A 24,369-nucleotide genomic window follows, 5' to 3' on the forward strand; every position below is an offset into this window, starting at 1 on the left:
CCGATCTGAAACCGAGAAACCATGACTGACCCGTCCTCCCGCGGCATCCTCGACGGCTACCGCGTCATCGACTGCTCGATCGCGATGGCCGGCCCGTTCGCGGCCCAGCGACTCGGCGACCTCGGCGCCGACGTCATCAAGGTCGAGCCGACCGCCGGCGAATGGCAGCGGTTCGCCGCAGCCGGAGGTGCCAAGGGCAATGAGATCAACGTCTCGTTCCTCTCCCTGAATCGCAACAAGCGCTCTCTCGCGGTCGATCTGAAGACAGACGGTGGACGAGAGGTCGTGCGCGAACTCATCGTCGGCGCCGATGTGTTCCTGCAGAACTACCGTCCGGGCGTCGCGGCACGCCTCGGCCTCGACTACGAGACGCTGTCGGCGATCAATCCGTCGCTGGTCTACGTGTCGATGTCCGGGTACGGCGAAGACGGCCCGTACCGCGATCGGCCGGGCCAGGACCTCCTGCTGCAGGCGATGAGCGGAGCGATGCTCTCCGCCGGGCGTGAGGGCGAGCCGCCAACGCCCGCAGGCCAGTACCTCGCGGACGCTGTGACCGCGTCGACCGCCTTCGAAGGAGTGCTCGCCGCGCTCCTTCATCGAGAGCGCACCGGCGAAGGACAGCTCGTGACGGTCAACATGCTCGATGCGCTCACCACGCTTCAGATGCAGGAGCTGAGCGTCTACACGGTCGGCGGGGTTCAGCAGCAGCGCGGGAAGGAACCGAACGCGCACGTCTACATCCGTGCCCCGTACGGCATCTTCGCGACGGCGGACGGCTATCTCGCGCTCGGCTTCGCTGACCTCGAGAAGCTCGGGGAAGTGCTCGACGAGCCGAGTTTCGCGGGGATGGATCCCGAAGTGCACGGCTGGACGCACCGCGACGAGCTTTACGCCACGGTGGGGCGCCATCTGCGGGAGAAGTCGACGCAGCACTGGCTGGACACACTGCTGCCCGCGGGCATGTGGGTCGGACCCGTCTACGGCTACGCTGACCTCGTGAACGATCCGCAGATCATCCACAACGGCACATTCGTCGAGTACGACCACCCCACTGAAGGGCGCATCAAGACTCCGGGGTTCCCGTACAAGTTCGCCAAGACTCCGGCGCGGATCGATCGGGGCGCACCGACGGTCGGCGAGCACACCAGCGAGATCCTCGCGGAGCTCGGCGTCGAAGCGGAGCGCGTTCGCGCGCTGCTGGACGCCGGCGTCATCGTCCAGGGCGGCGCCCCGGTGACGGCGTGACGGAATACGTCGGATTGACGTGGGATCATCCCCGCGGTCGGGCCGCACTGGAGGCCGCTGCCGGTGACCTCGGCTCGGGGGACAGCCTGCGCTGGGAGGTGCAGCCGCTGGAGGGATTCGAATCCGCACCGATCGACGACCTCGCTCGCCGCTATGACCTGCTCGTGATGGACCATCCTCATCTCGGCGATGCGCGTCAGCACGACAGCATCCGGCCCATCGACGAGCTGTTCGACGCCGACCAACTGCGCGAGTGGGAGAGCGCGGCGGTCGGACCGAGCATCACGTCGTATCGCATGGCGGATCGTCTGTGGGCGCTGCCGCTGGATGCGGCGACGCAGGTGTCGGCACGGCGGCGGGACCTCGTGCTCGATGCGCCGTCGACGTGGGATGAGGCCCTGGCTCTCGCAGACCGGGGTCTGGTCGCGACGAGTCTCGCCGGCCCCCACGCGTTCGTCTCGCTGTGCTCGATCGCGGTCTCGCTGGGCGACTCGCCCGGTGCCGGACACGACCTGTTCGACCGGGGGATCGCGCGACGGGCGCTCGACCTGCTCACGCGGCTCTCATCACGCGCGCCGAAAGGCACGGCAGCGTTAAATCCGATCGGGTTACTCGACCGGATGCGCGATCGCGGCGACATCGGCTGCATCCCCCTCGTGTACGGCTACGTCAACTACAGCTCTCCCGTGCTCGCGTTCGGCCCCGCGCCCGCGCACGACGGGCGCAGCGGATCGACGATCGGCGGCACCGGCATCGCGGTGACACGCCGTTCCGAGCCGTCGGCGGCGCTGCTCGCCCACCTGCGAATGCTCCTCTCCGAGGAGGCGCAGCGCGGATTCATCCCGACCCATTCCGGTCAGCCGAGTGCGCGCGCCGCGTGGACGGACCCCGGAGTGGATGCTGCAGCCCACGGCTTCTATTCTGCGACGCTGTCGACCATCGAGTCGTCCTGGGTGCGTCCACGCGTACCCGGATACATCCCCTTCCAGGCCGAGGCTTCGGCGCTCGTTCGATCCGCCGTCGACGGCTCGCGCTCCCCCGAGGGTGTGCTCGATGACATCGAGGAGCGTTTCGCCGCCGTGATCGCGGCCGCAACCGAGATCGAGGAGAACGCATGACCGTCACATCCGACACAGCGCAGATCGCCGTCGAGACGGAAGGGCATGTGGCGACCGTGCGATTGAACCGCCCGGAGAAGCTCAACGCCGTCACGCAGTCGATGAGCGATGCACTGGTGCGTATCGTCCGCGCGCTCAACGACGATGCCGAGATCCGCGCCGTCGTCTACACCGGCACCGGTCGTGCGTTCAGCGCAGGCAGTGACATCTCCACCCTCGACCAGTACGCGACGCCGTGGGAGTTCCGCAATCGTCGTGATTACTGCGATGCGCTGCGCGAGCTGCGCAAGCCGGTGATCGCCGCGGTCAACGGTTACGCCTTCGGCGGCGGGTTGGAAGCGTCGCTCACCTGCGACATCCGTCTCGCTGCAGACAGCGCGAGTTTCGCGGCACCCGAGATCAAGCTCGGCTGGATCGGCGGCGGAGGCATGTCGGTGCTGCTGGCGAACTCCATCGGCGCGAGCAACGCGGCGCTCATGCTGATGAGCGGCGACGCGATAGATGCGCAGCGTGCGCTCGCATGGGGGCTCGTCAGCGAGGTCGTCCCCGCCGATGGGCTGCTCGCCCGCGCGCAGGAGCTCGCCGCGACCATCGCCTCGCGGCCACCGATCGCCGCAGAGACGGCGAAGGCGAATCTGCGCGCCGCATGGAACCTGCCCCAGGACCAGGCGATCGCCTATGAGCGTGAGATGCAGGGCATCACGTTCGCCACCGCCGATGCCGCCGAAGGTCGGGCCGCCTTCGCGCAGAAGCGCCCCGGCCTCTTCCAGGGACGCTGACCTTCACCCACCAAGGAGAGACATGACCGAGAACTGGACCGGAGATGCCAGCGGCATCCTTCCCGATGACGCCGTCGGCGCTCTGCTGATCGGCCGCGTGCAGCTGCCCGAGGGACCAGCCGTCGCGGTGCTGCGCGATGGCGTGCTGTACGACGTGTCCGCGACATTCCCGACGATGCGCGACCTCACCGAGACCTCCCGGCCCGCATCGGCGATCCGCGACGCTACGGGCTCGGTGATCGCCCCGCTGGCGGATGTCTGGGCGAACACCGCTCCCGACGCCCGCGACGCCGGGCAGCCCTGGCTGCTCTCGCCGATCGACCTGCAGGTGGTCAAGGCCTCCGGCGTCACCTTCCCGGTCTCGATGCTGGAGCGCATCATCGAGGAGCGCGCGCGCGGAGAGGCCGAGTCCGCCGACGGCATCCGAGCCACGATCCTCGATGCGCTGGGTGGCGACGTTCGCGATCTCGTTCCTGGGTCCGCCGAGGCGACCAGGCTCAAGGAGGTGCTCATCGAGGAGGGGCTGTGGAGCCAGTACCTCGAAGTCGGCATCGGCCCCGATGCCGAGATCTTCACCAAGGCACCAGTGCTCGCCACCGTCGGCGGGGGAGTCGACGTCGGTGTCCTCAAGGAATCGAAGTGGAACAATCCTGAGCCCGAGATCGTGCTCGTGGTGACCTCCGCCGGCGACATCATCGGTGCGACGCTCGGCAACGATGTGAACCTGCGTGACATCGAGGGCCGCTCGGCGCTGCTGCTCGGCCGCGCGAAGGACAACAATGCCTCGGCTGCCGTCGGTCCGTTCATCCGGCTCTTCGACGACGGGTTCACCCTCGATGACATCCGCACCGAGACGGTGACGCTCGCCGTCGAAGGGGCCGATGGCTTTCGCATGCAGGCCAGCTCGCACATGGAGCAGATCAGTCGTGACCCCGCCGACCTCGCACGTCAGGCGAGCGGTGCGCATCACGCTTACCCCGACGGCTTCGTGCTGTACCTGGGCACGATGTTCGCTCCGACCGAAGACCGAGACGAGGCAGGGCACGGCTTCACGCATCACGTCGGCGATGTCGTGCGGATCTCGTCGCCTGCGCTGGGTTCCCTCGTCAACAGGGTCCAGCACAGCGAGGAACTGACACCATGGGAGTTCGGCATCGGCGCACTCATCAAGAACCTGGCCGCTCGAGGACTCATCGGAGGAGACCGCGCATGACAACTCTGAACACCACCGACCCGCGTACCGCGACAACGAGCGCCACCGAACTCACTGCGACGAGTGCGGTCGAGGTCGCCGAGATCACTGCTCGTGCCGCGGACGCCTTCGGCTTCCTGCGGCGGCAATCGCGTGCGTGGCGAGCCGGGCTGCTGCGAGCGCTCGCCGACGGCCTGGAAGAGGATCGCGAGACGCTCGTGGATGCCGCGCTGAGCGAAACCGGGCTTGCGGCTGCACGACTGAACGGTGAACTCAGTCGCAGCGCGTTCCAGTTCCGCCTGTTCGCCGAGGCCGTCGACGACGGCGGCTATCTCGAGGCGATCATCGACCATGCCGGGGAGACACCCCTCGGCGCCGGACCGGACGTGCGACGGATGCTGGTGCCGATCGGGCCGGTCGCCGTCTTCGGCGCGAGCAACTTCCCGTTCGCGTTCTCGGTCGTCGGAGGTGACACGGCATCCGCCGTCGCGGCCGGGAACCCGGTGGTCGTGAAGGCTCACAGCTCGCACTTGCTCACGTCGCAGCGCTCCCACGAATCGCTCACCCGCGCGGCCGCAGCTTTCGGTGCGCCGGACGGGCTGTTCGGGATCGTCTACGGCCAGCAGGCAGGCGCCGCACTCGTCGCCGACCCGCGCATCACGGCCGTCGGCTTCACGGGTTCGCTCTCCACCGGGAAGATCCTTCAGAGCATCATCGATGAGCGTGAGACGCCGATCCCGTTCTACGGCGAGCTGTCGAGCGTGAACCCTCTCATCGTGACCCCCGGCGCTGTATCCGCACGCACCGACGCGATCGGCGAAGGCCTGTTCGTGTCGGTGACCGGATCCGCCGGGCAGCTGTGCACCAAGCCGGGCATCGCCTTCGTGCCCACCGGAGAGCAGGGGGATCGGCTGGTCGCCGACATCGTCGCCAGGGCAGAGGCGGCCGCAGCGCAGACACTGCTGAACTCGCGCATCCACGGCGCATTCGACGAGATCCGTACGCGGCTCATCGCGCAGGGAGGAGCGCGCAGTCTCGTCGCGCCTGCCGCCGGTGAAGAGGGCTTCTCGCTCACACCGGCCGTGCTCGAGATCGACGCCGCCGACGTCACGGCCGAGGCGACGGAGGAAGCGTTCGGACCCCTTGTCCTGCTGGTGCGCTACGCGGAGCGCGACGAGGTGCGTCAGGCTCTGCAGGCGGTGCCGCACTCGCTGACCGCGACGATCCACAGCGAGCCGGAGGAGACCGAGCTGCGGGGTGCGTTCACCGAAGCGGTCGAGGACCTGGTCGGCCGTATCGTCTACAACGGCTATCCGACCGGCGTCCGGGTCTCATGGTCGATGAACCATGGCGGCCCATGGCCGGCGACCAACACTCAGCACACCTCGGTGGGTGTGACGGCGATCCGCCGTTTCCTCCGTCCGCTGGCATGGCAGGATGCGCCGGTCGAGGTGCTGCCGGCGGAATTGCGCGACGGTCGGGTGGATGTTCCGCGCCGCGTCGACGGCGTGCTGGAGCTCGCGTCCGCAGACTGACGAATCCGGCGCACCGACGACCCCTCGATACAACACCGCGCCCAGGACGGTGATGTCAAGGTTCCGAGTCGAATCACCGACGCGGAAGAGGCCGTCATCGGCGGCGAAGAAGACCGGAGCGCCCGGGAACTCCAGTAACGAAATCGTCGGCCCGCGGTTCGAGGCAGAATGGAGTCATGAGCGGCGCCCACCACCCCCGGCACGCGTCGCGCCCGTCGCGGGTGCTGACCATCGCGCTGCCTGTCGGCCTTGCGGTGACGGCCATCGGCGCATTGTGGGCGATCGCCGACCGGCCGGCAGAAGCGGACACCGCGCTTCCTCCGGTTCCGGTCGTGGCGATGCAACTTCCCGGCGTCGAGGTCGGCGGTGTCGTCGCGGCCGATCCGTGTGCAGATCCGGTCGTCACCGATGCGCTCGCGGCAGGCGACGATGAGGCGACGATCGTTGCGTTCGGCGGAGGCGTTGCCTTCCGCGACGCCGTCGTGGCCGGGAACGCTCCGTGCATCACGCTGAGCGATCCAGCCCGAACGTGGTTGGTCGTGAACAAGACCCGACCGCTGGCGCCTCTGGATTTCGAGCCGTCGGGCCTCGATACGGTCGATCTCGTGTCGACGACGTCATCCGATCGCCTGCGAACCGATGCGCGGAACGGGTTGAGCGCGCTCGCCCGAGCGGCCGATGTCTCCGGTGCCGGATCGATCGGGATCAACAACGGCTATCGCTCCTACGACCTGCAGATCTCCACATACTCCGGCTTCGTCGCCGCTGAGGGCGTTCAGGGCGCGGATCAGGGCTCGGCGCGTGCGGGATTCAGTGAGCACCAGACCGGATTGGCCGTGGATGTCGTCGCGTGCGACGAATCCTGTGGTGACATCGACGCTTTCGGCGCCACAGCGCAGGCGGCCTGGGTGCAGGAGCATGCGTGGGAGTACGGATTCGTCGTCCGCTACGAGAATGGCGCGAGCGACAGGACCGGGTACATGCCGGAGCCGTGGCACCTGCGCTATGTGGGCCCGCAGCTCGCCGCCGCCTACCATGAGGGCGGCTATCACACGCTCGAGGAGTTCTTCGGGCTGCCGGCCGCACCCGACTACGCGCACTGACCACGCATCCACCCCGTTCTGTGGCATCCCACAAACGCGGTACGCAGTCCCACGCGTGGTGGGATGCATTCTCACAACGCGCAGTCGTAGCATCCGCTCCGCGCCATAGAATCGCGGGAGCAACGACGCACTGACACGTTCGGGAGGACGGCATGGAACGCGACATCTACGAAGAAGACCACGAGGCATTCCGCGACCTGGTGAAGGACTTCGTCAAGCGCCACGTCAGCAACGAGAGCATCGAGAAGTGGGATGCCGCGGGCGAGATCGACCGCGAGACCATGCTCGCCGCAGGCGAGGCCGGCATCATCGGACTCTCCGTGCCGGAGGAGTTCGGTGGCGCGGGCATGCTGCAGGATTACCGTTTCCGCACGATCGTGATGGAAGAGGTCATCGCATCCGGAGCGGGCTCTCTGGCCGGTGCGTTCGGCATCCAGGACGACCTCGCCGTTCCCTACCTCGTGCACATGGGTACGCAGGAGCAGAAGGAGAAGTGGCTTCCCCGCATGGCCACGGGTGAAGTGCTCGGCGCGCTCGCGATGACCGACCCCGGCGCGGGCTCCGACCTCCGCGGCATCAAGACCAACGCCAAGAAGGTCGACGGCGGCTACGTCGTCAACGGCGCGAAGACGTTCATCTCCTCCGGAACGACGGCCGACATCGTCGTCACCTTCGTGAAGACCGGGGAGGGGAACCGCCCCGACGCGTTCAGCCTGCTCATCCTCGAGAAGGGGATGGACGGCTTCGACCAGGGCAAGAAGCTCAGCAAAATGGGCTTCCACGGGTGGGACACCGCCGAACTCAGCTTCACCGACGTGTTCGTCCCCGATGAGAACCTGATCAGCGGCAAGGAGGGCCAGGGCTTCATCCAGCTGATGATGAACCTGCCGCTCGAGCGCCTCTCGATCGGTGTCGCCGCCGCTGCCGCTGCGCAGGCCGCCACCGAATGGACGATCGCCTACACGAAGGACCGCGAGGCCTTCGGCGAGCGGATCGCCGACTTCCAGAACACGCGGTTCCGCCTCGCCGACATGGTCACCACGACCGAGGTGATGTGGGCGTACATCGACCAGGCGCTGCGGGCGTACAAGGACAGGAAGCTCACTGCCGAGGACGCTGCGAAGGTCAAGTTCTGGGCGACCGAGCGCGAGTGGGAGCTGCTCGACATCGGCGTGCAGCTGCACGGCGGTTACGGCTACATCATGGAGTACCCGATCGCCCGCGCCTTCACCGACGCCCGCGTGCACCGCATCTACGGCGGCACGAACGAGATCATGCGCGACCTCGTCGGCCGTCAGATCGTCGGCAAGCGCTGAGTCGCCTTCCCGCGGCTCGCGGATGAAAGAAGGAAAGTGCTGGTTCTGAAGGTTCAGGACCAGCACTTTCCTTCTTTCGTTCCCGGTGTGCACGTGCGATAGAAAGCGAACCTCATCGGGGATTTTGCAACTGTTTGTCCTCCGTCTGGGGGACAAAGTCCCCATATTACGGTCATGTGAAACCTGTCGAGAAGGCCTTGCGACAGCTTTGTGCTCACTCCCAGACTCGGACAATCGAAAGCACCCTCAGCGACGCGGGATCCACCAACCGTCTGTCTGTTGAGGGAGTGCAATTGTTCATCTTTCTGCTGCAACTGAGGAACATGCTCGGCGGGTATCCCGAGCTGTATCTCTTCGTCGTCTACTCCGCATTGATCTGGGGTCTCTGGCTGACAAAGCTGCTCATCAGCCAGCGCTATCGCCCTTTCACCGCGCCGCATGAAGTCGGCACCAGCGTGATCATCCCCGTCGTGGACGAACCGCTCGACTTGTTCCGGGACGTCCTCGGCAGGATCGTCGATCAGGGACCGGACGAGATCATCGTCGTCATCAACGGGGCGCGCAACCTCGGCCTCGAAGAGGTCTGCACGGAGTTCGCTCCCAAGGTGCGCTGGGTGCATACGACCATCGCCGGCAAACGAAACGCCGTGAAGGTCGGAGTGGAGATGTCGAGTTACGAGATCTCGGTGCTCGTCGACTCCGACACCGTCTGGACGCCAGGCGCACTGGAAGAACTCGTCAAGCCCTTCGGCGACGAAAGAGTGGGCGGCGTCACGACGCGTCAGCGCATCCTCGAGCCGGAGCGCCGCTGGATGACGCGTTGGGCGGACTGGCTCGAGAACACCCGATCCCTGTACTCGATGCCGGCGCAGAGCGTGCTCGGACAGGTCGGGTGCCTTCCGGGTCGGACCATCGCCTTCCGCCGGGAGATCCTCGTTCGCGTCATGGATCGCTTCATGACGGAGAGGTTCATGGGTGTCTTCCTGGAGGTCTCGGACGATCGGACGCTCACGAACCTCACTCTCAAGGAGGGGTACCGCACCGTCTACCAGCACACCAGCCTGGTCTACACGGATGCTCCGACCGAGATGAAGAAGCTCTTCAAACAGCAACTGCGGTGGGCGCGGGGAAGTCAGTACAACACCCTGCGGATGCTTCCGTGGATGCTGGCGCACGCTCCCATGCTCGCCGTGTTCATGCTGATGGACATCGTGCTGCCGTTCCTGCTCGCCGGGGTCATGGCGGGATGGATCTACCGCGTCGCGGTCGGACAGGGTCATAACTTCTACGAGGCGATTCTGGCCGAATTCGGGGTCGGCTCAGGATTGATCTGGGTGGTCGGACTCATCGTGGTCTCATCGGTGCTCAGCATGGCGATCCGGCAGCTGCGGCATCTCGCTGAGCGTCCTGGCGACTTCCTGCGTCTGCCGGTCTTCATCCTCGCCTCGACATTCTTCCTCATGCCGGTTCGACTCATCGGATTCTTCCGGATGGGGCACGTCGCCGGCTGGGGGACCAGAGCGGGCGCTTATGTAGGAGGGCAGGACGAAGCCGATCCGCAGAAGGACACCGATCTGGAGAGCGAGCGGATGTTCCAGGAGCTCAGCGATCTCTCTGCCCCGGACGCGCCTCCCGGACCTCGGCGCGCGAGTCCTGATCAATCGGGTGCTCCCGCAGCAGTGCTGGTCGATCAGGTCGCCCCCGCTCCTCTGCGTCGTGCCACCGCACGCGCAGCAGCCCCGGCCGTCGAGCGCCGCCGGCTGAACCCCAAAGCAGCCTGGCCATACGTTCTGGGCTTCACGATCTTCGGAATGGAGGCGATGTTCATTGTCCTCGGCACCGCGTAGTCAGAACTGGTGGGCAGCCACCCCCGCAGCAGGTCGGCGCGGCATCATCGGCGGCGCTTTCCTCGTGATCGCGCTCCTCATCGTCAGTGCGTTCGTCTGGGCGAGCCCGGGCGGTGCGACCCCACCACCAGGGCTCGACGCGCAGCTTGCGGCGAGTCAAGACGAGAACGCGAGCCTCCAGGAGAAGCTGGACGCCGCAGAATCTCAACTCGAGGCGGCGAACCGGGCGACCCCGTCGCCCACACCCACGCCGACCCCTGTTCCCATGCCAACTCCGACGCCCACCGTCGTCCCGGAGGAGCCGGTGGCTCCTGAGTCGGAGACGATCATCGTCTATCGCGACGCGGACAGCGAGGCGCAGCCTCGTCCGCCTGCGCCCGCACCGCCGCCCGTGACCACCGTGCCGCCGCCGGAACCGGTCACCGCCCCTGATATCGCCAGCATTCTCTCCCCTGAGCAGCGCTACTTCGGCATGTACACCGCTCAGGCGCCGTTCAATTTCGCCACCTTTGACGAGGCTGCGCTGCAAGCGGGCAGTAGGCAGTCGCTCGTCGGATACTTCGGTGGCTGGGATCAGACCTTCCGGGGAGACGTCGTCACATCGGCCTGGGAGCGAGGACTCGTGCCGATGCTCACTTGGGAGTCGCGGCCAATCGACGCACCGAACGATCAATCGGAGCTCCCGGAGTACGCGCTCCCGCGGATCATCGAGGGAGACTTCGACGAGTACATCCGTCAGTACGCGCGTGACATCGTGGCGACGGGGCTTCCGCTCGCGATACGACTCGACCACGAGATGAACGGCACCTGGTATCCATGGTCGGAACAGCGCACCGACGGCACCTCTCTCAACGGCAACGGACCCGGTGATTTCGTCACCATGTGGCAGCACGTCCACGACATCTTCGAGGCGGAGGGTGCCGGGGACCTTGTGATCTGGACCTGGGCCCCGAACATCGTCAACAACCTGCCATCGCGGCATCAGGACATCTCCTATCTGCAGTCGCTGTACCCGGGAGATGAGTATGTGGACCTGGTCGGCGTCTCCGGGTATCTGCGCTCCCCGTTCAAGGAGGAGAACAACTTCACCTTCGACTACACGTTCGATGCGATCCTCGAACAGCTTCGGGCGATCACCGACAAACCCCTCATCATCGCGGAGGCCGGTGCGACTGAGGTCGGCGGAAACAAGCCGCAGTGGGTGGCGTCCATGTTCGATGCCTTCGCACAGCCGAAGAACGATGACCTGATCGGCTTCGCCTGGTTCAACCTGGCGGTGACCACGATCAGCGGCGGGGAGCGCGTCACGAACGACTGGCGCATCAACTCTCGTGCCGACTCGTTGGCCGCGTTCCAGGAGGGTCTCGCCGATCCCGTCTCACGTTTCCAGATCATCCCGTATTGAACAATCTCGACCCCGAATCCGTACGACAACCGCTTGAGACGAAGGGAGCACCATCATGAAGACCAAGAACGCGCACCACATCCACATCGCACCGCCGCCGGCCGAGGAAGACGCAGCGCCGCTCCGCATCAGCGTGATCGGAACGGGGTACCTGGGTGCGACCCACGCCGCGGCCATGGCAGAGCTCGGATTCGATGTGATCGGCGTGGACATGGACCCCTCGAAGATCGCCGCTCTCGAACGGGGCGAGGTGCCCTTCTTCGAACCGGGGCTCCCCTCTCTGATCTCCCGGCATGTGGCGACGGGAAAGCTGTCGTTCACGACGGATCTGAAGGCCGCGGTCCAGGCATCCGATGTGCATTTCATCTGCGTCGGCACGCCGCAGCACCCGTCCAGTCACGCCGCCGACCTCCGCTTCGTCGATACGGCGACGCGTGCTGTGGCGGCGAGCCTCGGTCATGACGGCCTGATCGTCGGCAAGTCGACTGTGCCCGTCGGCACGGCCGCGCGACTGAGGGAGATCGTCTCGGAGGCCGCACCGGCAGCAGTGCACGCCGAGCTCGTGTGGAACCCGGAGTTCCTCCGCGAGGGCATGGCGGTCGAGGACACTCTGCATCCGGACCGCGTCGTCATCGGCGGTGCGTCGCCGTGGGCAGAGGAAAGGCTGCGTCGCGTCTACGATGCGGCTCTGGCATCCGGAGTTCCGTTGATCTCCTGCGATCTGCCGACAGCCGAGCTGGTCAAGGTGAGCGCCAACGCGTTCCTGGCGACGAAGATCTCGTTCATCAACGCGATCGCCGGGCTCTGCGAGAAGGCGGATGCCGACGTCGCCGTGCTCGCTGATGCGATCGGCTACGACCCGCGGATCGGGCGCCGTTTCCTCAACGCCGGTCTCGGTTTCGGTGGCGGCTGCCTCCCGAAGGACATCAGGGCGCTGATGCACCGCGCCGGTGAGCTCGGCGCCTACTCGGCGGTCAAGCTGATGCAGCAGGTGGACGAGATCAACATGGATCAACGGCAACGCGTCATCGACCTCACACTGCGTGCATTGGGCGGTTCAGTGCTCAATGCCAGGGTGGCGGTGCTCGGCGCGGCGTTCAAGCCCGACACGGATGACGTACGCGACTCCCCGGCGCTGAACGTCGCGGCGGCGCTGCATCTGCGCGGGGCGATGGTGACGGTGTTCGATCCGGCCGCTGGTCCGACCGCGGGTCGGCTCTACCCGACGCTGAGCTACGCGGACGACCTTGAGTCTGCGGTCCGCAGCGCCGACATCGTTCTCGTTCTGACCGAGTGGGATGAGTTCAGGAATGCCGACCCGACTCGGCTCGGTGCACTCGTCGAGCGACGTCTGGTCGTCGACGGGCGCAACTGCCTGCCGGTGGAGACATGGCGGGATGCGGGATGGGAGTACTGGGGTCTCGGCCACACCAGTGGCGCGCCGAGGGAGCTGGTCGCCTCCCGGGCGCGTGCTGCCTGATCAGCGCGAGCGGTACCGCCCGCCGACGCCGGCCCTGCGCAGCCTGTCGGCGATGAGGATGCCGAGTGCGGTCGCGCCGATGCAGCTCGCCAGCGTCGCGGCGAAGAAGAGGACCTGTGCCCACAGCGGCTGCGTTCCCATGTTGAAGAACGTCCAGGAGAACAGCGGGTACACCACGCCGAGCACTGCGGCGCCGGCGTAGTGCATCCAGGTCTTCCAGAAGCGCCAGAGCACGAGGAGGAACGGCAGCTCCGCGAAGAGCGCCCATGACGCGTTGGTGACGACGCTCGTGAAGCCGTACCCCGAGAACGGCACGATCACGAGGCCCGCGATGACCCCTACGAGGATGCCGACGAGCGGAGTGCGCAGCAGGCGGAGGGCGATGACCGATGGAAGCACCCACAGCCCGGTGATCGCGACGGAGAGGATGGGCGACCCGAGTCCCAGCAGTACGGTCGACAACCAGTTGGCCGGTGCGAGCAGCAGGCCGCCGGCGACACCGAGCGCGGCGCAGGTCAGCAGCAGCGACGTCGAGATGCTCCTGCGTCGTCGAACGGCGTCTGCCGCGTTCATGACGCCGGCTCCGCGGCGGCTTCGCGGGCGGCCTTTGATGCGGGTGATGAGGCCCCGATCTTCCAGTAGCCGCAGAAGCTGACATGGTTCTTGTCGACACCGCGCTCGCCGACCAACTGCTTGCGCACGCCGGATGCGAGTGCCTGCTCGCCGGCCGCATAGGCGTGGAACGGCTCATCGGGCAGCACGGAGTCGTGCAGCGAGGCGAGAGCGAGGATGCCGGGCACCGTCGAGTGCGGACGGACGATCCATTCGATCGAAACGCCGGAGGGGTGCTCGAATTCCAGTTCATCCTCCGCGGTGGGCACTTCGATGATCGCCACCCCCGTCGCGGCGGGGGGAAGCGAAGCGCAGATCGATGCGATCGCCGGAAGCGCCGTCTCGTCCCCCACGAGCACGACGCGATCCGTGCCGCGCTCCGGGTTGAATGTGAGTCCCTCGTCGATGATCAGCACGTGCTCGCCCGGCTGACAGGTCTCCGCCCAGCGGGATGCCGGTCCTGCTGTGCCATCGGCGGCAGAGCCGTGCAGCACGAAGTCCACGTCGATCTCCGCGCCCTGATCCGCGGTCGCCGCACGGTACGCGCGCACCGAGTAGTTGCGCATCACGGGGCGCTCGCCGTCGGGGATGCGCAGGAACTTCAGATACCCGAACATCTTGTGCGCCTTCGCCGGCACCCGTTCCAGGCCGGCCTCGCCGCCGACGGGGATGAACAGCCGGAACCATTGGTCGTAGCCCATCGGCCGGAACTTCGAGATCTCACCGCCGCCGAGTGTGATGCGCATCCAGTGCGGTGCGCGTCGTTCTGAGCGCAACACCTCGAGGTGCAGAAGATCGGTGGTTTCGGGCTTGACCAACTTGCTGAATGCCATGGGACGCCTTTCAGGCGGGTTGCCAGGGGAAGAGGACGATGAAGATCGCGGCGGATGCTGCGATCAGCAGAACGACGAACACGATGTCGCGCGTGCGGAAGGGCACGAGGTGACGCTCGGTGCGAGTCGGATGCGCGCCGAAGGCACGGGCATCCATCGCCAGGGCGACGCGCTCGGCATGCCGGATCGCGCCCGCCAGCAACGGCACGATGTAGCCCCAGCCTCGCGCGATCCGTGCGAACGGACCGCGACCGCCGTGATGCCCTCGCACGCGATGCGCGGCGCGGATCACGCTGAGCTCGTAGCCGAACCGCGGCACGAATCGGAATGCGGCCAGCGCGGTGTAGCCGACTCGGTACGGCACGCGCAATTGCTGGATGCTGGCCCGCACCAGGTCAGGGCCGCTCGTCGTGAGGCCGCCTACCAGGGCGAGGGCCGTGATCGCGCCCAGCCGCAGCGCGGTGGCGAAACCGATCTCGAGTGCACCGCGGAACAGCGTCCAGCCGCCGACCTGCAGGAGGGGTGCGGTGTCATCGACGAGCGCGGCATCCACCCACAGTGAGAAGCCGAGCCCGATGACGATCATCGCGAGCGGCAACACGACGAGCAGAAGGAGCAGGAGTCGCCATGTCAGCCGCGCGCCGATCAGGATCAGCGCATACCCGAGCACGAGGAAGGCGGACGGCGTGGCGAGATCGCGCACGAAGACCAGCATGATCATGGCGGGAGCGACAGCTGCGACCTTGGCCAGCGGGTTCAACGCGTACAGGAACTCGCGGCGCGAGGAGCCGGCCATCGCCGCGTAGGGATCGAGGACGGTCGTGCTCACGACGGCACCGCCCCTGTGCGGGAGGCGAGGACTCGCTGCAGCGCAGGCAGCCGCAGCCCTGCGGTGGTGAAGGCGCGTTCGTCGCGGAACAGTGTTTCGGTGCGTCCCGTCGCGTGCACTCGTCCGTCTGCGAGCACCACGGTGTGCGTCGCGTGCTCGGCGACCAGCTGCAGATCATGCGTGACGATGACGATGGTCGTGCCGTCGTCGCGCAGCGCCTCGAGCAGATCGAGGAGTTCGGCGGCACGGGCGCGATCCTGCCCGAACGTCGGCTCGTCGAGGGCGAGCACGCGCGGACCTGTGATGAGCGCCGTGCCGACCGAGAGTCGTCGCTTCTCGCCGCCCGACAGGAGGAAAGGATGCACCTCCGACTTGTGCTCCAGCCCGAACCGGGCGAGCATCGCCTGCACGCGCTCGCGGATCTCGGCATCGCCCACGCGGCGCAGACGCAGCCCGTGGGCCAACTCATCGAAGACCGTCGGTGCGATGAACTGGTGTTCAGGATTCTGGAACACGAAGCCGATGCGGGCGGAAAGATCGCGTGGTGACGCCGTGGCCGGATCCAGCCCGTCGACGTCGACCTGTCGTTTCGGCGGGGGAACGACACCGGCGATCGCCTGGATGAGCGTGGTCTTTCCCGCACCGTTCGCGCCGACGATGGCCGTCAGGCTGCCGGCTTCGATGTCGAGGTCGACGCGGTGCAGGATCTCTCGCCGACCGCGCGTGACGGTCAGCCCGCGGGCACGGATGAGGGGGTGCGCGTCGGCCGCCGGTTCGTACGGATGCATGGCCGATGCACGGATGGCTGGCGATTCCTCGGCGTTTCCCCCTGCAGGTGTGATTTCTCCCTGCAGGTGTGCGCCGCCGGCCGGAAGCACCGCCGCCAGTTCTTCGGGAGTCAGCGGAAGCGGCACGCCTTTCGAGAGGATGCCGCGCTCCCGCAGCATTCGCGCCGCCAGTGTCGCGGCGGGGAGCCAGACGCCCATCGAGACGAGTTCTTCCGTGTGCCCGCGAAGGATCTCATCGACCGGACCGTCGAACGCGACAGTGCCGGCCTGATCGAGCACGATCGTGCGCGTGACGAAGGTCATGGCGGCGTCGAGGTTGTGCTCGACGAGCAGGATCGCACGGTCACCCGTGGCGACGACATCGGCGAGTGCGGCATAGACGTCGTCGATGCCCTGCGGGTCGAGGTTGGCAGTGGGCTCGTCCAGAACCATGAGCGGCGAGCCCATCGCGAGGGCGCAGGCGATCGCGAGACGTTGGCGTCCGCCGCCGGAGAGACGGTCGGGGTTCTCATCGCGCCGCTCCCAGAGGCTGACACGACGCAGTGCGTCCTCCGTGCGCGTGCGCACCTCATCCACTGGGAGCAGCAGGTTCTCGGGGCCGAAGGCCACCTCGTCGTACACAGTGCCTGTGACGATCTGTGCGTCGGGGTCCTGGAACACCATTGCGACGTGCGTACTGAGCATGGCGGTGTCGGCGTGTGCGGTGTCGATGCCGCCGGCTTCGACCGTGCCGGTCATGGCTGCCGGCAGCGCATGCGGGATCAGTCCGTTCAGCGCGAGCGTGAGGGTCGACTTGCCTGAACCCGAAGGTCCGAGCAGCAGAACGACCTCGCCCTGTGCGATGTCGAAGGTCACGTCGCTGGGCGACGGGCGCGCAGCATCGGCGTGGGTGAGGGTGAGCTCACGCACGCGGAGAAGGGGCGCGGATGAGCGCACGGCGGAACCCCGGGTCGGCGGATCGTACCGTTCTAACTTAGCTGAGCCTTACCTGAATTGCCATTGACGCATGGTGCTCGACGCGCCCGAATCAGCGACGCGCGACGCCCGCTCGCCCCAGAGCCGCGCCGACCGCGAGCCCGAGCGCGGTCCAGGCGATCGGTCCGAGCAGCGACAGGGCGAGGTAGGCGATCTGCGCCCACGGCGGCAGAGATCCCAGATGCGCGACGAAGAACACCACGACTGCGACGAGCACGCCGATCGCCGTCGCCGAGATGAAGAACCGCCATGCTCCCCAGGCCCGGTAGCGGGTGAGGGCCGCCACGCCTTCTTGGATCGCGCCGAACAGCAGCGCAGTCCCGATGAAGCGGAGCGCCCATGCCGGGTTGAAGGCACTGGACACCAGCGCGGCGATCACGTGGGTGATCAGCGCGACGAGCGGCATGCGCAGCACCTCCTGGGCGATGATGCCCGGCAGGACATGGGCGCCCAGCAGCAGACCGTATGCGTACGGAGCGGTGAACAGCACGAACGGCGTCAGCACTCCTGCGATCCCGCCGACGATGCCGGTCGCGACGCCGATGGCTGCGCATACCAGCAGGACTCTGGTCGACAGGAGAGGGGTTCGCGCCACGTCCTCAGCCTACTTGCGCAGGGGCGGCACCGGCCGTCCCCGTATTCGCGAGACATGCCGCTCGTCGCCTGGTCCCCGCCGTTCGTCGCATCGGTGCGCAGAACGATCCGAACGGCGGATGCTGCGCCTCTAGCGTGAGAAAACGCAATGACGCGCACACAAGGAGCAGCCATGTCATCACCTTCGTCGCGCCGCCCTGCGAACACCGCAGGCAGCGCCCTCGCCTCCGATGAGCCGGAGCTCGTCCAGGATCCAGACCTCCCGCCCGTGGCTCTCACGGATGAGCAGCACGCCGAGGCCGGCCGCTGGTCCTGGCCGAAGATCGTCCTGTGGGCGGCCATCGCCCTGCTCGGCGGTGTCGCCTGGACCATGCTCGCCATCGTCAGGGGCGAGACCGTCAACGCGATCTGGTTCGTGTTCGCAGCGGTCTGCACCTACCTGATCGGCTATCGGTTCTATTCCAAGGTCATCGAACGCCACCTCACGCGTCCGAACGACAAGCGTGCGACGCCGGCCGAGGTCAAGCAGGACGGCAAGGACTACGTTCCCACCGACCGCCGCGTGCTCTACGGTCACCACTTCGCCGCGATCGCCGGTGCAGGACCCCTGGTCGGCCCGGTGTTGGCAGCCCAGATGGGATACCTGCCCGGCACGATCTGGATCATCGTCGGCGTCGTGCTCGCCGGTGCAGTGCAGGACTATCTCGTCCTCTTCTTCTCGATGCGCCGCGGTGGTCGCACGATCGGCCAGATGGCGCGTCAGGAGCTCGGCAAGATCGGTGGAACGGCCGCGATCATCGCCGCCCTGCTCATCATGCTCATCATCGTCGCGATCCTCGCGCTCGTCGTGGTGAACGCCCTCGGCGAGAGCCCCTGGGGCGTGTTCTCGGTCGGGATGACGATCCCGATCGCCCTGTTCATGGGCGTCTATCTCCGCTTCCTTCGTCCGGGCAAGGTCACCGAGGTCTCGATCATCGGCTTCGTGCTGCTGATGGCAGCCATCATCGGTGGCGGCTGGGTCTCCGGCACCGGGTGGGGTCAGGCTCTGTTCCACCTCGACACGACGACGATCGCGTGGGGCATCATCATCTACGGCTTCATCGCCGCGATCCTTCCGGTCTGGCTGCTGCTCGCTCCGCGCGACTACCTGTCGACCTTCATGAAGATCGGCGTGATCGTCATGCTCGCCGGCGCCATCGTGCTGGTGCGTCCAGAGATCACGGTCCCGGCTCTCACGGTGTTCGGCGAGAACGGCCTCGGTCCGGTGTTCTCCGGAGCGCTGTTCCCGTTCCTGTTCGTGACGATCGCATGCGGAGCGCTGTCCGGGTTCCATGCGCTGATCGCATCGGGCACGACGCCCAAGCTCATCGAGAAGGAGCGGCAGACCCGCTTCATCGGCTACGGCGGAATGCTCATGGAGTCGTTCGTCGCGATCATGGCGCTGGTCGCCGCGATCTCGATCGATCAGGGCATCTACTTCGCCATGAACTCTCCGGCCGCGCTCACCGGCGGCTCGGTCGAGGGCGCTGTCGCCTTCGTGAACTCGCTGGGCTTGACCGGCGTCAATCTCACTCCGGAGATGCTCACTCAGACCGCCGCGGATGTCGGTGAGGAATCGATCGTCTCGCGCACCGGTGGCGCCCCGACGCTCGCGCTGGGTCTCGCGCACATCATGCAGCAGGCACTCGGTGGCCAGGCCCTCATGGCGTTCTGGTACCACTTCGCGATCATGTTCGAGGCGCTGTTCATCCTCACCGCGGTCGATGCCGGCACCCGCGTGGCCCGCTTCATGCTGCAGGACACGATCGGTGCCTGGGTTCCCAGGTTCCGCGACGTCTCCTGGCGCCCGGGTGTGTGGATCACGACGGCCATCATGGTCGCCGGTTGGGGATACATCCTCATCCTCGGCGTGACCGATCCGCTCGGCGGCATCAACACGTTCTTCCCGCTGTTCGGCATCGCCAACCAGCTGCTGGCCGCGATCGCGCTCGCCGTGGTGCTGGCGATCGTCGCAAAGAAGGGCAAGAGCTACGTGAAATGGCTGTGGATCGTGGCCCTGCCTCTGGCGTTCACGGCAGTGATCACGATCAGCGCCTCGATGTACAAGATCTTCTCCCCGGTGCCGCAGATCGGCTATTGGGCGAATCACTTCAAGTACCGGGCGGCACAGGAATCCGGCGACACGAGCCTCGGCGACGCGGCGACGGTCGAGGCGGTCATCCGCAACACGGCCGTGCAGGGCACGCTGTCGATCGTCTTCGTCGTCCTTGCGATCGTCGTGATGGTCATGGCCGTCATCGTGGCCGTCAAGGCCGTGATCAACGGTGGTGGTGAGAACACCGAGGATGCTGCGGTGGTGTCTCGGCGCTATGCCCCGGCCGGGTTCCTGCCGACGGCCGACGAACGAGAGCTCGAGAAGAAGTGGGAGCCGATCGTGAACGAAGAGCTTCGCACGCGGGCGCACCGCTGAGAGCCGATGTCATGACACAACAGATGGATGCCGTGACCGGGCCGCTGCGGACGCTCGGAGCGTTCCTCGCGCGCGCCGGTCGCGGCATCCGCTGGTACATGAGGAACCTGATGGGCGACAGTGCCTATGAGACCTATCTCGCGCATCAGCGCCGCCAGCACACCGATGAGAAGCCCATGACGGAGCGCGAGTTCTGGCGCGATCGGATGGACGAGCAGGACCGCAACCCCGGTGCCCGCTGCTGCTGAGCGCGTTCGTCATGCTCTCCGCCGGTGACCTGCTCGTGCGCCGTCTTAGGCTGATGCCATGACCGGATCCGTGGTGCTCGCCGCCGCACTCGGCGTGGTCGGCGGGATCGTGCTCACGGTGCTGCTCCTGCTCGCGCGGCGCCTGGCGCGCGGCAACGCCGATCTCGGCAGCGCGGCGGAGCAGGCGTCGTACGGCGCGATGCACCAGGCGAGCCTGGCGGCCCGCCACCTGCGTGCCGGTCTGAGCTCGCCGGATGTCGTCCGTGCGGCACGGCACTTCCGCGCGCTGCTCGGCGGCACCGCCGTGGCGATCGTGGGTGCCGACGGCGCGGTGGCGATAGACGGGGCCGACGACGCACTGGAGGCCTCGGCGACGCGTATCGCCGAGCGGGTGCGCGAGTCAGGACGCAGGCAGGTGTTCCCGCATCCGGAAGGGGAGGAGCTCGAGGCCGTCGGCGCGCCGATCGTGATCGACGGTCAGGTGGCCGGTGTCGTGGTGGCGTTCGCCGCCCCTGTGCGTGCCGCCCTCGTGCGGGCCGCCGGCGAGGTCGCCGACTGGTGCGCGGCGCAGGTCGAGCTGGGCGAACTGGATGCTTCTCGCACAGCGCTCGCGGAAGCCGAGCTGCGTTCGCTGCGCGCACAGATCTCGCCGCATTTCATCTACAACGCGCTCACGGCGATCGCATCCTTCATCCACGCCGATCCGGAGCGCGCGCGTGACCTCGTGCTCGAGTTCGCGGACTTCACCCGGTACTCCTTCCGCAGGCAGGGGGAATTCACCACGCTCGCGGAGGAACTGCAGAGCATCCACTCGTACCTGACACTGGAGCGCGCTCGATTCGGCGATCGTCTCGAAGTGACACTGCGCATCGCGCCGGAGACGCTCGCGACCGTGATTCCGTTCCTGTCGGTCCAGCCGCTCGTCGAGAACGGCGTGCGGCACGGGCTCGAGCCGGGAGAGGGAGGCGGCACGATTCGGATCGAAGCACGGGATGACGGCACCCACACCGAGATCACGGTGGAGGACGACGGCGTCGGCATGGATCCGGAGTCGCTGCGCACACTGCTGACATCGAACGATGACGGCGCGCACGTCGGCCTGCGCAACGTCGACACCCGGCTGCGGCAGATGTACGGCAGCGAAGGAGGGCTGGCCGTCGAGACGAACAGCGGCGCCGGTACGCTGGTGCGGATGCGGATCCCCAAGTCGCAGCCGCTGCATGATCCCGAACGCGATTGAGGCGAAGGGCGTGCGTGCGTGCGTGCGGGCGTGTCGGACAGGAGGAGTGCGATGATCGACGTCCTCATCGCAGATGACGAGCAGCCGGCCCGCGACGAGCTCGCACACCTGCTGCGGCGTGATGCGCGCATCGGCGAGATCCTCGTGGCCGGCTCGGGCGCAGAGGCATTGCGGATGCTCTCGGAACGTGCCGTCTCGATCGCCTTCCTCGACATCCACATGCCCGGCCTCAACGGTGTCGAGCTCGCACGATCGATGGTCGCTCTCGCAGAGCCGCCGGCTGTGGTGTTCGTCACTGCCGATGACCAGCGTGCGGTCGATGCGTTCGACCTGCGCGCCGTCGACTACCTGCTCAAGCCTGTGCGCACCGATCGGCTGCGCCGTGCCGTCGACCGGGTCGTCGAGCTCGACGGGCAGGGATCGGCGTCGGCTGACGAGGTGCTGAGCGTCACGGTCGGCTCCAGCGTGCGGTTCGTGCAGCGCGGCGACGTGAGATGGGTGCACGCGCAAGGCGACTACTCCCGACTGCACACGAACGACGACGTGGGTCATCTGGTGCGCATTCCGATCTCCGAACTCGAGCAGCGCTGGGCCGATGCCGGATTCGTCCGGGTGCACCGCTCGTATCTCGCGGCTGTGGCATCGATCGACGAGGCTCGGCTCTCCGGCAGCGAGCCGTCGGTCTCCGTCGGCGCCGTGGAGCTGCCGGTGAGCCGGAGGCTGCTGCCGGCGGTCCGCGAGGCGCTCGTGCGACGTGGGAATGCGCGATGAGCGAGCAGCATCCACCGCGCCGAGTGCGGGTGACTGCCGATCTGCCGCCGAGCACTCGGCTGTCCCCGCCGAAGGGCGCGGCAACGCGCGGCATCGCATTGCCCGGTTCGCCCGTCGCCGATGCGGATGCCGTCTACGCGCGCGCACTGCGACGAAGCCAGTTGCGGCTCGCATTGGGCACCGTGGCCGGGTTCGTGGTCATCGCAGCGGTACTGACCCTGGTGATCGCGCTGATCCCCGAGATCGATCAGGTGGTGATCATCGGGCTGCCGCTGTCATGGATCCTGCACGCCTTCGCGTTCTATCCGATCATCGTCGTCTTCGCGCTGCTGTATCTGCGAGGAGCCGGGCGCAATGAACGCGCGTACCGCATGCTCAGGGATCGCGAATGAACGTCGTGCTCGACCTCGTCGGCATCGGCTTCGTCGTGACCGCCACGCTGCTCATCGGCGTGTACGGGCTGCGGATCTCACGCACCACGAGCGACTTCTTCGTCGCGTCGCGCACGGTGCGTCCGGTCTGGAACGCGTCGGCGATCAGCGGCGAGTACCTCTCGGCCGGCACGTTCCTCGGCCTCTCCGGCCTGGTGCTGCTCGAAGGTGCACGGGGCTTCTGGTTTCCGATCGGCTACGCGGCCGGTTACCTGCTGGTGCTCGTGTTCGTCGCGGCTCCCCTGCGGCGAAGCGGGGCGTACACGATCCCCGATTTCATCGAAGCGAGACTCGAGTCGGTGCGGGCGCGGCGGGTGACGAGCCTCGCGGTGCTCGTGATCGGATGGCTGTACATCGTGCCTCAGCTGCATGGCGCCGGTCTCACACTCACGGTCGTCGCGGGGCTTCCGCAATGGATCGGTGAGGCGGCGATCGCGGTGCTGGTGGCAGCATCCGTCGCCGCCGGCGGTATGCGCGCCATCACGTACGTGCAGGCGTTCCAGTACTGGCTCAAGCTGTTCGCACTACTGGTGCCGTTGATCTGCATCGCGTTCGCGCTGACCGGCGGACCGCACGACATCGATCCGGCTGCGGTCTTCCCTCCCTCCGCTGGGCCGGCGGGATTCGGTGCCTACGAGACGGCGTCGCTCATGATGGCGCTGCTTCTCGGGACGATGGGTCTGCCGCACGTACTGGTGCGGTTCTACACGAGTCCGACAGGGGTGTCGGCGCGCAACACCACGGTGCTGGTGATCGTGATGGTGAGTGCGTTCTACGCCGTCTCGAGCGGGATGGGACTGGTGGCGCGCATCGTCGCACCGGATCTCGCCGTACCCGAGGTCGCCGACACCGTCGCGCTCGTGCTTCCCTCTCGGCTGTTCCCCGGGCTGTTCGGCGAACTGCTGACCGCGCTGATCGTCGCCGGCGCGTTCGCCGCTTTTCTTGCGACCTCGGCCGGGCTCGTCGTGTCGTTGGCAGGCGTGGTCAGTCAGGATGTCTTCTCGGGGTCGGTGCGCTCGTTCCGCGTTTCCGCGGTGCTGTGCACTGCGGTGCCGCTCGTGGTGGCGCTGCTCACGGCACCGGCCGGACTCGGGTCGAGCGTCGGAATGGTGTTCGTGTTCGCGGCGTCGATACTCTCACCCGTCGTGCTGCTCGGGGTGTGGTGGCGGGGTCTGACCGCTCGAGGGGCGGTGGCCGGGATGATCACCGGCGGAGTGGCGTGCGCGTTGTCGTTGCTCGTCCACGCTGCGATCGACGGCGTGGGGGCGGCGGCACCATTCCTCGCACAGCCGGCGGCCTGGACGATTCCTCTGGCCGCCGCGACCACTGTGGTCGTCTCGATCATGGATGCCCGCGGAGCTCCCCCTCGCACGGACCGATATCTCGGGCGGCTGCACACGCCTGAGCGCGCGTGAGCGTCGACCAAACGTCTCGATCTCGCATTCCAAAGGTCTGCATTCGTCGCAGATCTTTCGCCATTTCGACGTCTGGTGCGGTCCTCGCCGGCGCGTTACGGTGATCGATTGTGCGGCATTGCAGCCGCAGTTCGCAGACCATC

Annotated in this window: 21 protein-coding genes; 16 read left to right on the plus strand and 5 right to left on the minus strand. The window is 67.0% G+C overall.

The annotated features are described in order from the left end of the window. The first annotated feature begins 21 nt into the window (after window positions 1-21). The 10 genes from QFZ46_RS10950 to QFZ46_RS10995 all read left to right on the plus strand — a co-directional run bounded on the left by QFZ46_RS10950 (window position 22) and on the right by QFZ46_RS10995 (window position 13,020). Entirely contained in the window at window positions 22-1,245 is a 1,224-nt protein-coding gene (locus QFZ46_RS10950) for a CaiB/BaiF CoA transferase family protein (protein WP_307361284.1), read from the plus strand. Continuing rightward, the gene (locus QFZ46_RS10955; RefSeq protein ID WP_307361286.1) at window positions 1,242-2,363 is read left to right on the plus strand and encodes a hypothetical protein; all 1,122 of its coding nucleotides are present in this window, start codon (window positions 1,242-1,244) and stop codon (window positions 2,361-2,363) included. The genes QFZ46_RS10950 and QFZ46_RS10955 overlap by 4 nt, the downstream gene beginning before the upstream one ends. Beyond that, window positions 2,360-3,142: an enoyl-CoA hydratase/isomerase family protein gene (locus QFZ46_RS10960; RefSeq protein ID WP_307361288.1), complete on the plus strand. Its 783-nt coding sequence runs from the start codon at window positions 2,360-2,362 to the stop codon at window positions 3,140-3,142. Before QFZ46_RS10955 ends, QFZ46_RS10960 begins: the two co-directional genes overlap by 4 nt. 22 nt (window positions 3,143-3,164) lie before the next feature. After that, window positions 3,165-4,355: a fumarylacetoacetate hydrolase family protein gene (locus QFZ46_RS10965; RefSeq protein WP_307361289.1), complete on the plus strand. Its 1,191-nt coding sequence runs from the start codon at window positions 3,165-3,167 to the stop codon at window positions 4,353-4,355. Further along, window positions 4,352-5,869, plus strand: coding sequence for an aldehyde dehydrogenase (NADP(+)) (locus tag QFZ46_RS10970; protein ID WP_307361291.1), 1,518 nt, complete (start codon window positions 4,352-4,354; stop codon window positions 5,867-5,869). The genes QFZ46_RS10965 and QFZ46_RS10970 overlap by 4 nt, the downstream gene beginning before the upstream one ends. Window positions 5,870-6,045: 176 nt before the next feature. Then, on the plus strand, window positions 6,046-6,972 hold the full coding sequence (locus QFZ46_RS10975; RefSeq protein ID WP_307361292.1) for a M15 family metallopeptidase: 927 nt from the start codon (window positions 6,046-6,048) through the stop codon (window positions 6,970-6,972). 152 nt (window positions 6,973-7,124) lie between these two features. Further along, window positions 7,125-8,288, plus strand: a complete 1,164-nt coding sequence (locus tag QFZ46_RS10980) for an acyl-CoA dehydrogenase family protein (RefSeq protein WP_307361294.1) — start codon at window positions 7,125-7,127, stop codon at window positions 8,286-8,288. Between the two features lie 293 nt (window positions 8,289-8,581). Next, complete coding sequence (locus tag QFZ46_RS10985) at window positions 8,582-10,135, plus strand: glycosyltransferase family 2 protein (protein ID WP_307361296.1); 1,554 nt, start codon at window positions 8,582-8,584, stop codon at window positions 10,133-10,135. Next, on the plus strand, window positions 10,116-11,540 hold the full coding sequence (locus QFZ46_RS10990) for a glycoside hydrolase family 26 protein (protein WP_307361297.1): 1,425 nt from the start codon (window positions 10,116-10,118) through the stop codon (window positions 11,538-11,540). The genes QFZ46_RS10985 and QFZ46_RS10990 overlap by 20 nt, the downstream gene beginning before the upstream one ends. Window positions 11,541-11,595: 55 nt before the next feature. Further along, on the plus strand, window positions 11,596-13,020 hold the full coding sequence (locus tag QFZ46_RS10995; RefSeq protein WP_307361299.1) for a UDP-glucose dehydrogenase family protein: 1,425 nt from the start codon (window positions 11,596-11,598) through the stop codon (window positions 13,018-13,020). Here the strand turns inward: QFZ46_RS10995 and QFZ46_RS11000 are convergent, their stop codons facing one another. The 5 genes from QFZ46_RS11000 to QFZ46_RS11020 form a co-directional block, all read right to left on the minus strand. Then, window positions 13,021-13,593 carry an ECF transporter S component gene (locus QFZ46_RS11000; RefSeq protein WP_307361300.1) on the minus strand — a complete coding sequence of 191 codons (573 nt, stop codon included), beginning with the start codon at window positions 13,591-13,593 and terminating at the stop codon, window positions 13,021-13,023. Then, entirely contained in the window at window positions 13,590-14,465 is an 876-nt protein-coding gene (locus QFZ46_RS11005; RefSeq protein ID WP_307361303.1) for a siderophore-interacting protein, read from the minus strand. The genes QFZ46_RS11000 and QFZ46_RS11005 overlap by 4 nt, the downstream gene beginning before the upstream one ends. Window positions 14,466-14,475: 10 nt before the next feature. Then, the gene (locus QFZ46_RS11010) at window positions 14,476-15,261 is read right to left on the minus strand and encodes an energy-coupling factor transporter transmembrane component T family protein (protein WP_373457674.1); all 786 of its coding nucleotides are present in this window, start codon (window positions 15,259-15,261) and stop codon (window positions 14,476-14,478) included. 29 nt (window positions 15,262-15,290) lie between these two features. Then, window positions 15,291-17,018, minus strand: coding sequence for an ABC transporter ATP-binding protein (locus QFZ46_RS11015; RefSeq protein WP_307361307.1), 1,728 nt, complete (start codon window positions 17,016-17,018; stop codon window positions 15,291-15,293). Between the two features lie 91 nt (window positions 17,019-17,109). Beyond that, window positions 17,110-17,652 (minus strand): ECF transporter S component, encoded by a 543-nt coding sequence (locus QFZ46_RS11020; protein ID WP_307361309.1) that lies wholly within the window; start codon window positions 17,650-17,652, stop codon window positions 17,110-17,112. 171 nt (window positions 17,653-17,823) lie between these two features. Here QFZ46_RS11020 and QFZ46_RS11025 point away from each other — a divergent pair, with 171 nt between their 5' ends. From QFZ46_RS11025 to QFZ46_RS11050, 6 genes are read left to right on the plus strand one after another with little or no spacing between them, the layout of a single operon-like run. Continuing rightward, a complete protein-coding gene (locus QFZ46_RS11025) occupies window positions 17,824-20,121 on the plus strand; it encodes a carbon starvation CstA family protein (protein ID WP_307361312.1) in 2,298 nt (765 codons plus the stop codon). 11 nt (window positions 20,122-20,132) lie between these two features. Beyond that, window positions 20,133-20,369: a YbdD/YjiX family protein gene (locus QFZ46_RS11030; RefSeq protein ID WP_307361314.1), complete on the plus strand. Its 237-nt coding sequence runs from the start codon at window positions 20,133-20,135 to the stop codon at window positions 20,367-20,369. Window positions 20,370-20,427: 58 nt separating this feature from the next. Further along, complete coding sequence (locus QFZ46_RS11035; protein WP_307361315.1) at window positions 20,428-21,609, plus strand: sensor histidine kinase; 1,182 nt, start codon at window positions 20,428-20,430, stop codon at window positions 21,607-21,609. Between the two features lie 51 nt (window positions 21,610-21,660). Beyond that, on the plus strand, window positions 21,661-22,380 hold the full coding sequence (locus QFZ46_RS11040; protein ID WP_307361316.1) for a LytR/AlgR family response regulator transcription factor: 720 nt from the start codon (window positions 21,661-21,663) through the stop codon (window positions 22,378-22,380). Next, the gene (locus QFZ46_RS11045) at window positions 22,377-22,772 is read left to right on the plus strand and encodes a heavy metal transporter (RefSeq protein ID WP_307361318.1); all 396 of its coding nucleotides are present in this window, start codon (window positions 22,377-22,379) and stop codon (window positions 22,770-22,772) included. The genes QFZ46_RS11040 and QFZ46_RS11045 overlap by 4 nt, the downstream gene beginning before the upstream one ends. Continuing rightward, window positions 22,769-24,226 carry a sodium/solute symporter gene (locus tag QFZ46_RS11050; protein ID WP_307361321.1) on the plus strand — a complete coding sequence of 486 codons (1,458 nt, stop codon included), beginning with the start codon at window positions 22,769-22,771 and terminating at the stop codon, window positions 24,224-24,226. Before QFZ46_RS11045 ends, QFZ46_RS11050 begins: the two co-directional genes overlap by 4 nt. The last annotated feature ends 143 nt before the right edge of the window (window positions 24,227-24,369 follow it).

This window comes from Microbacterium murale (assembly GCF_030815955.1).
GTDB lineage: Bacteria > Actinomycetota > Actinomycetes > Actinomycetales > Microbacteriaceae > Microbacterium > Microbacterium murale_A.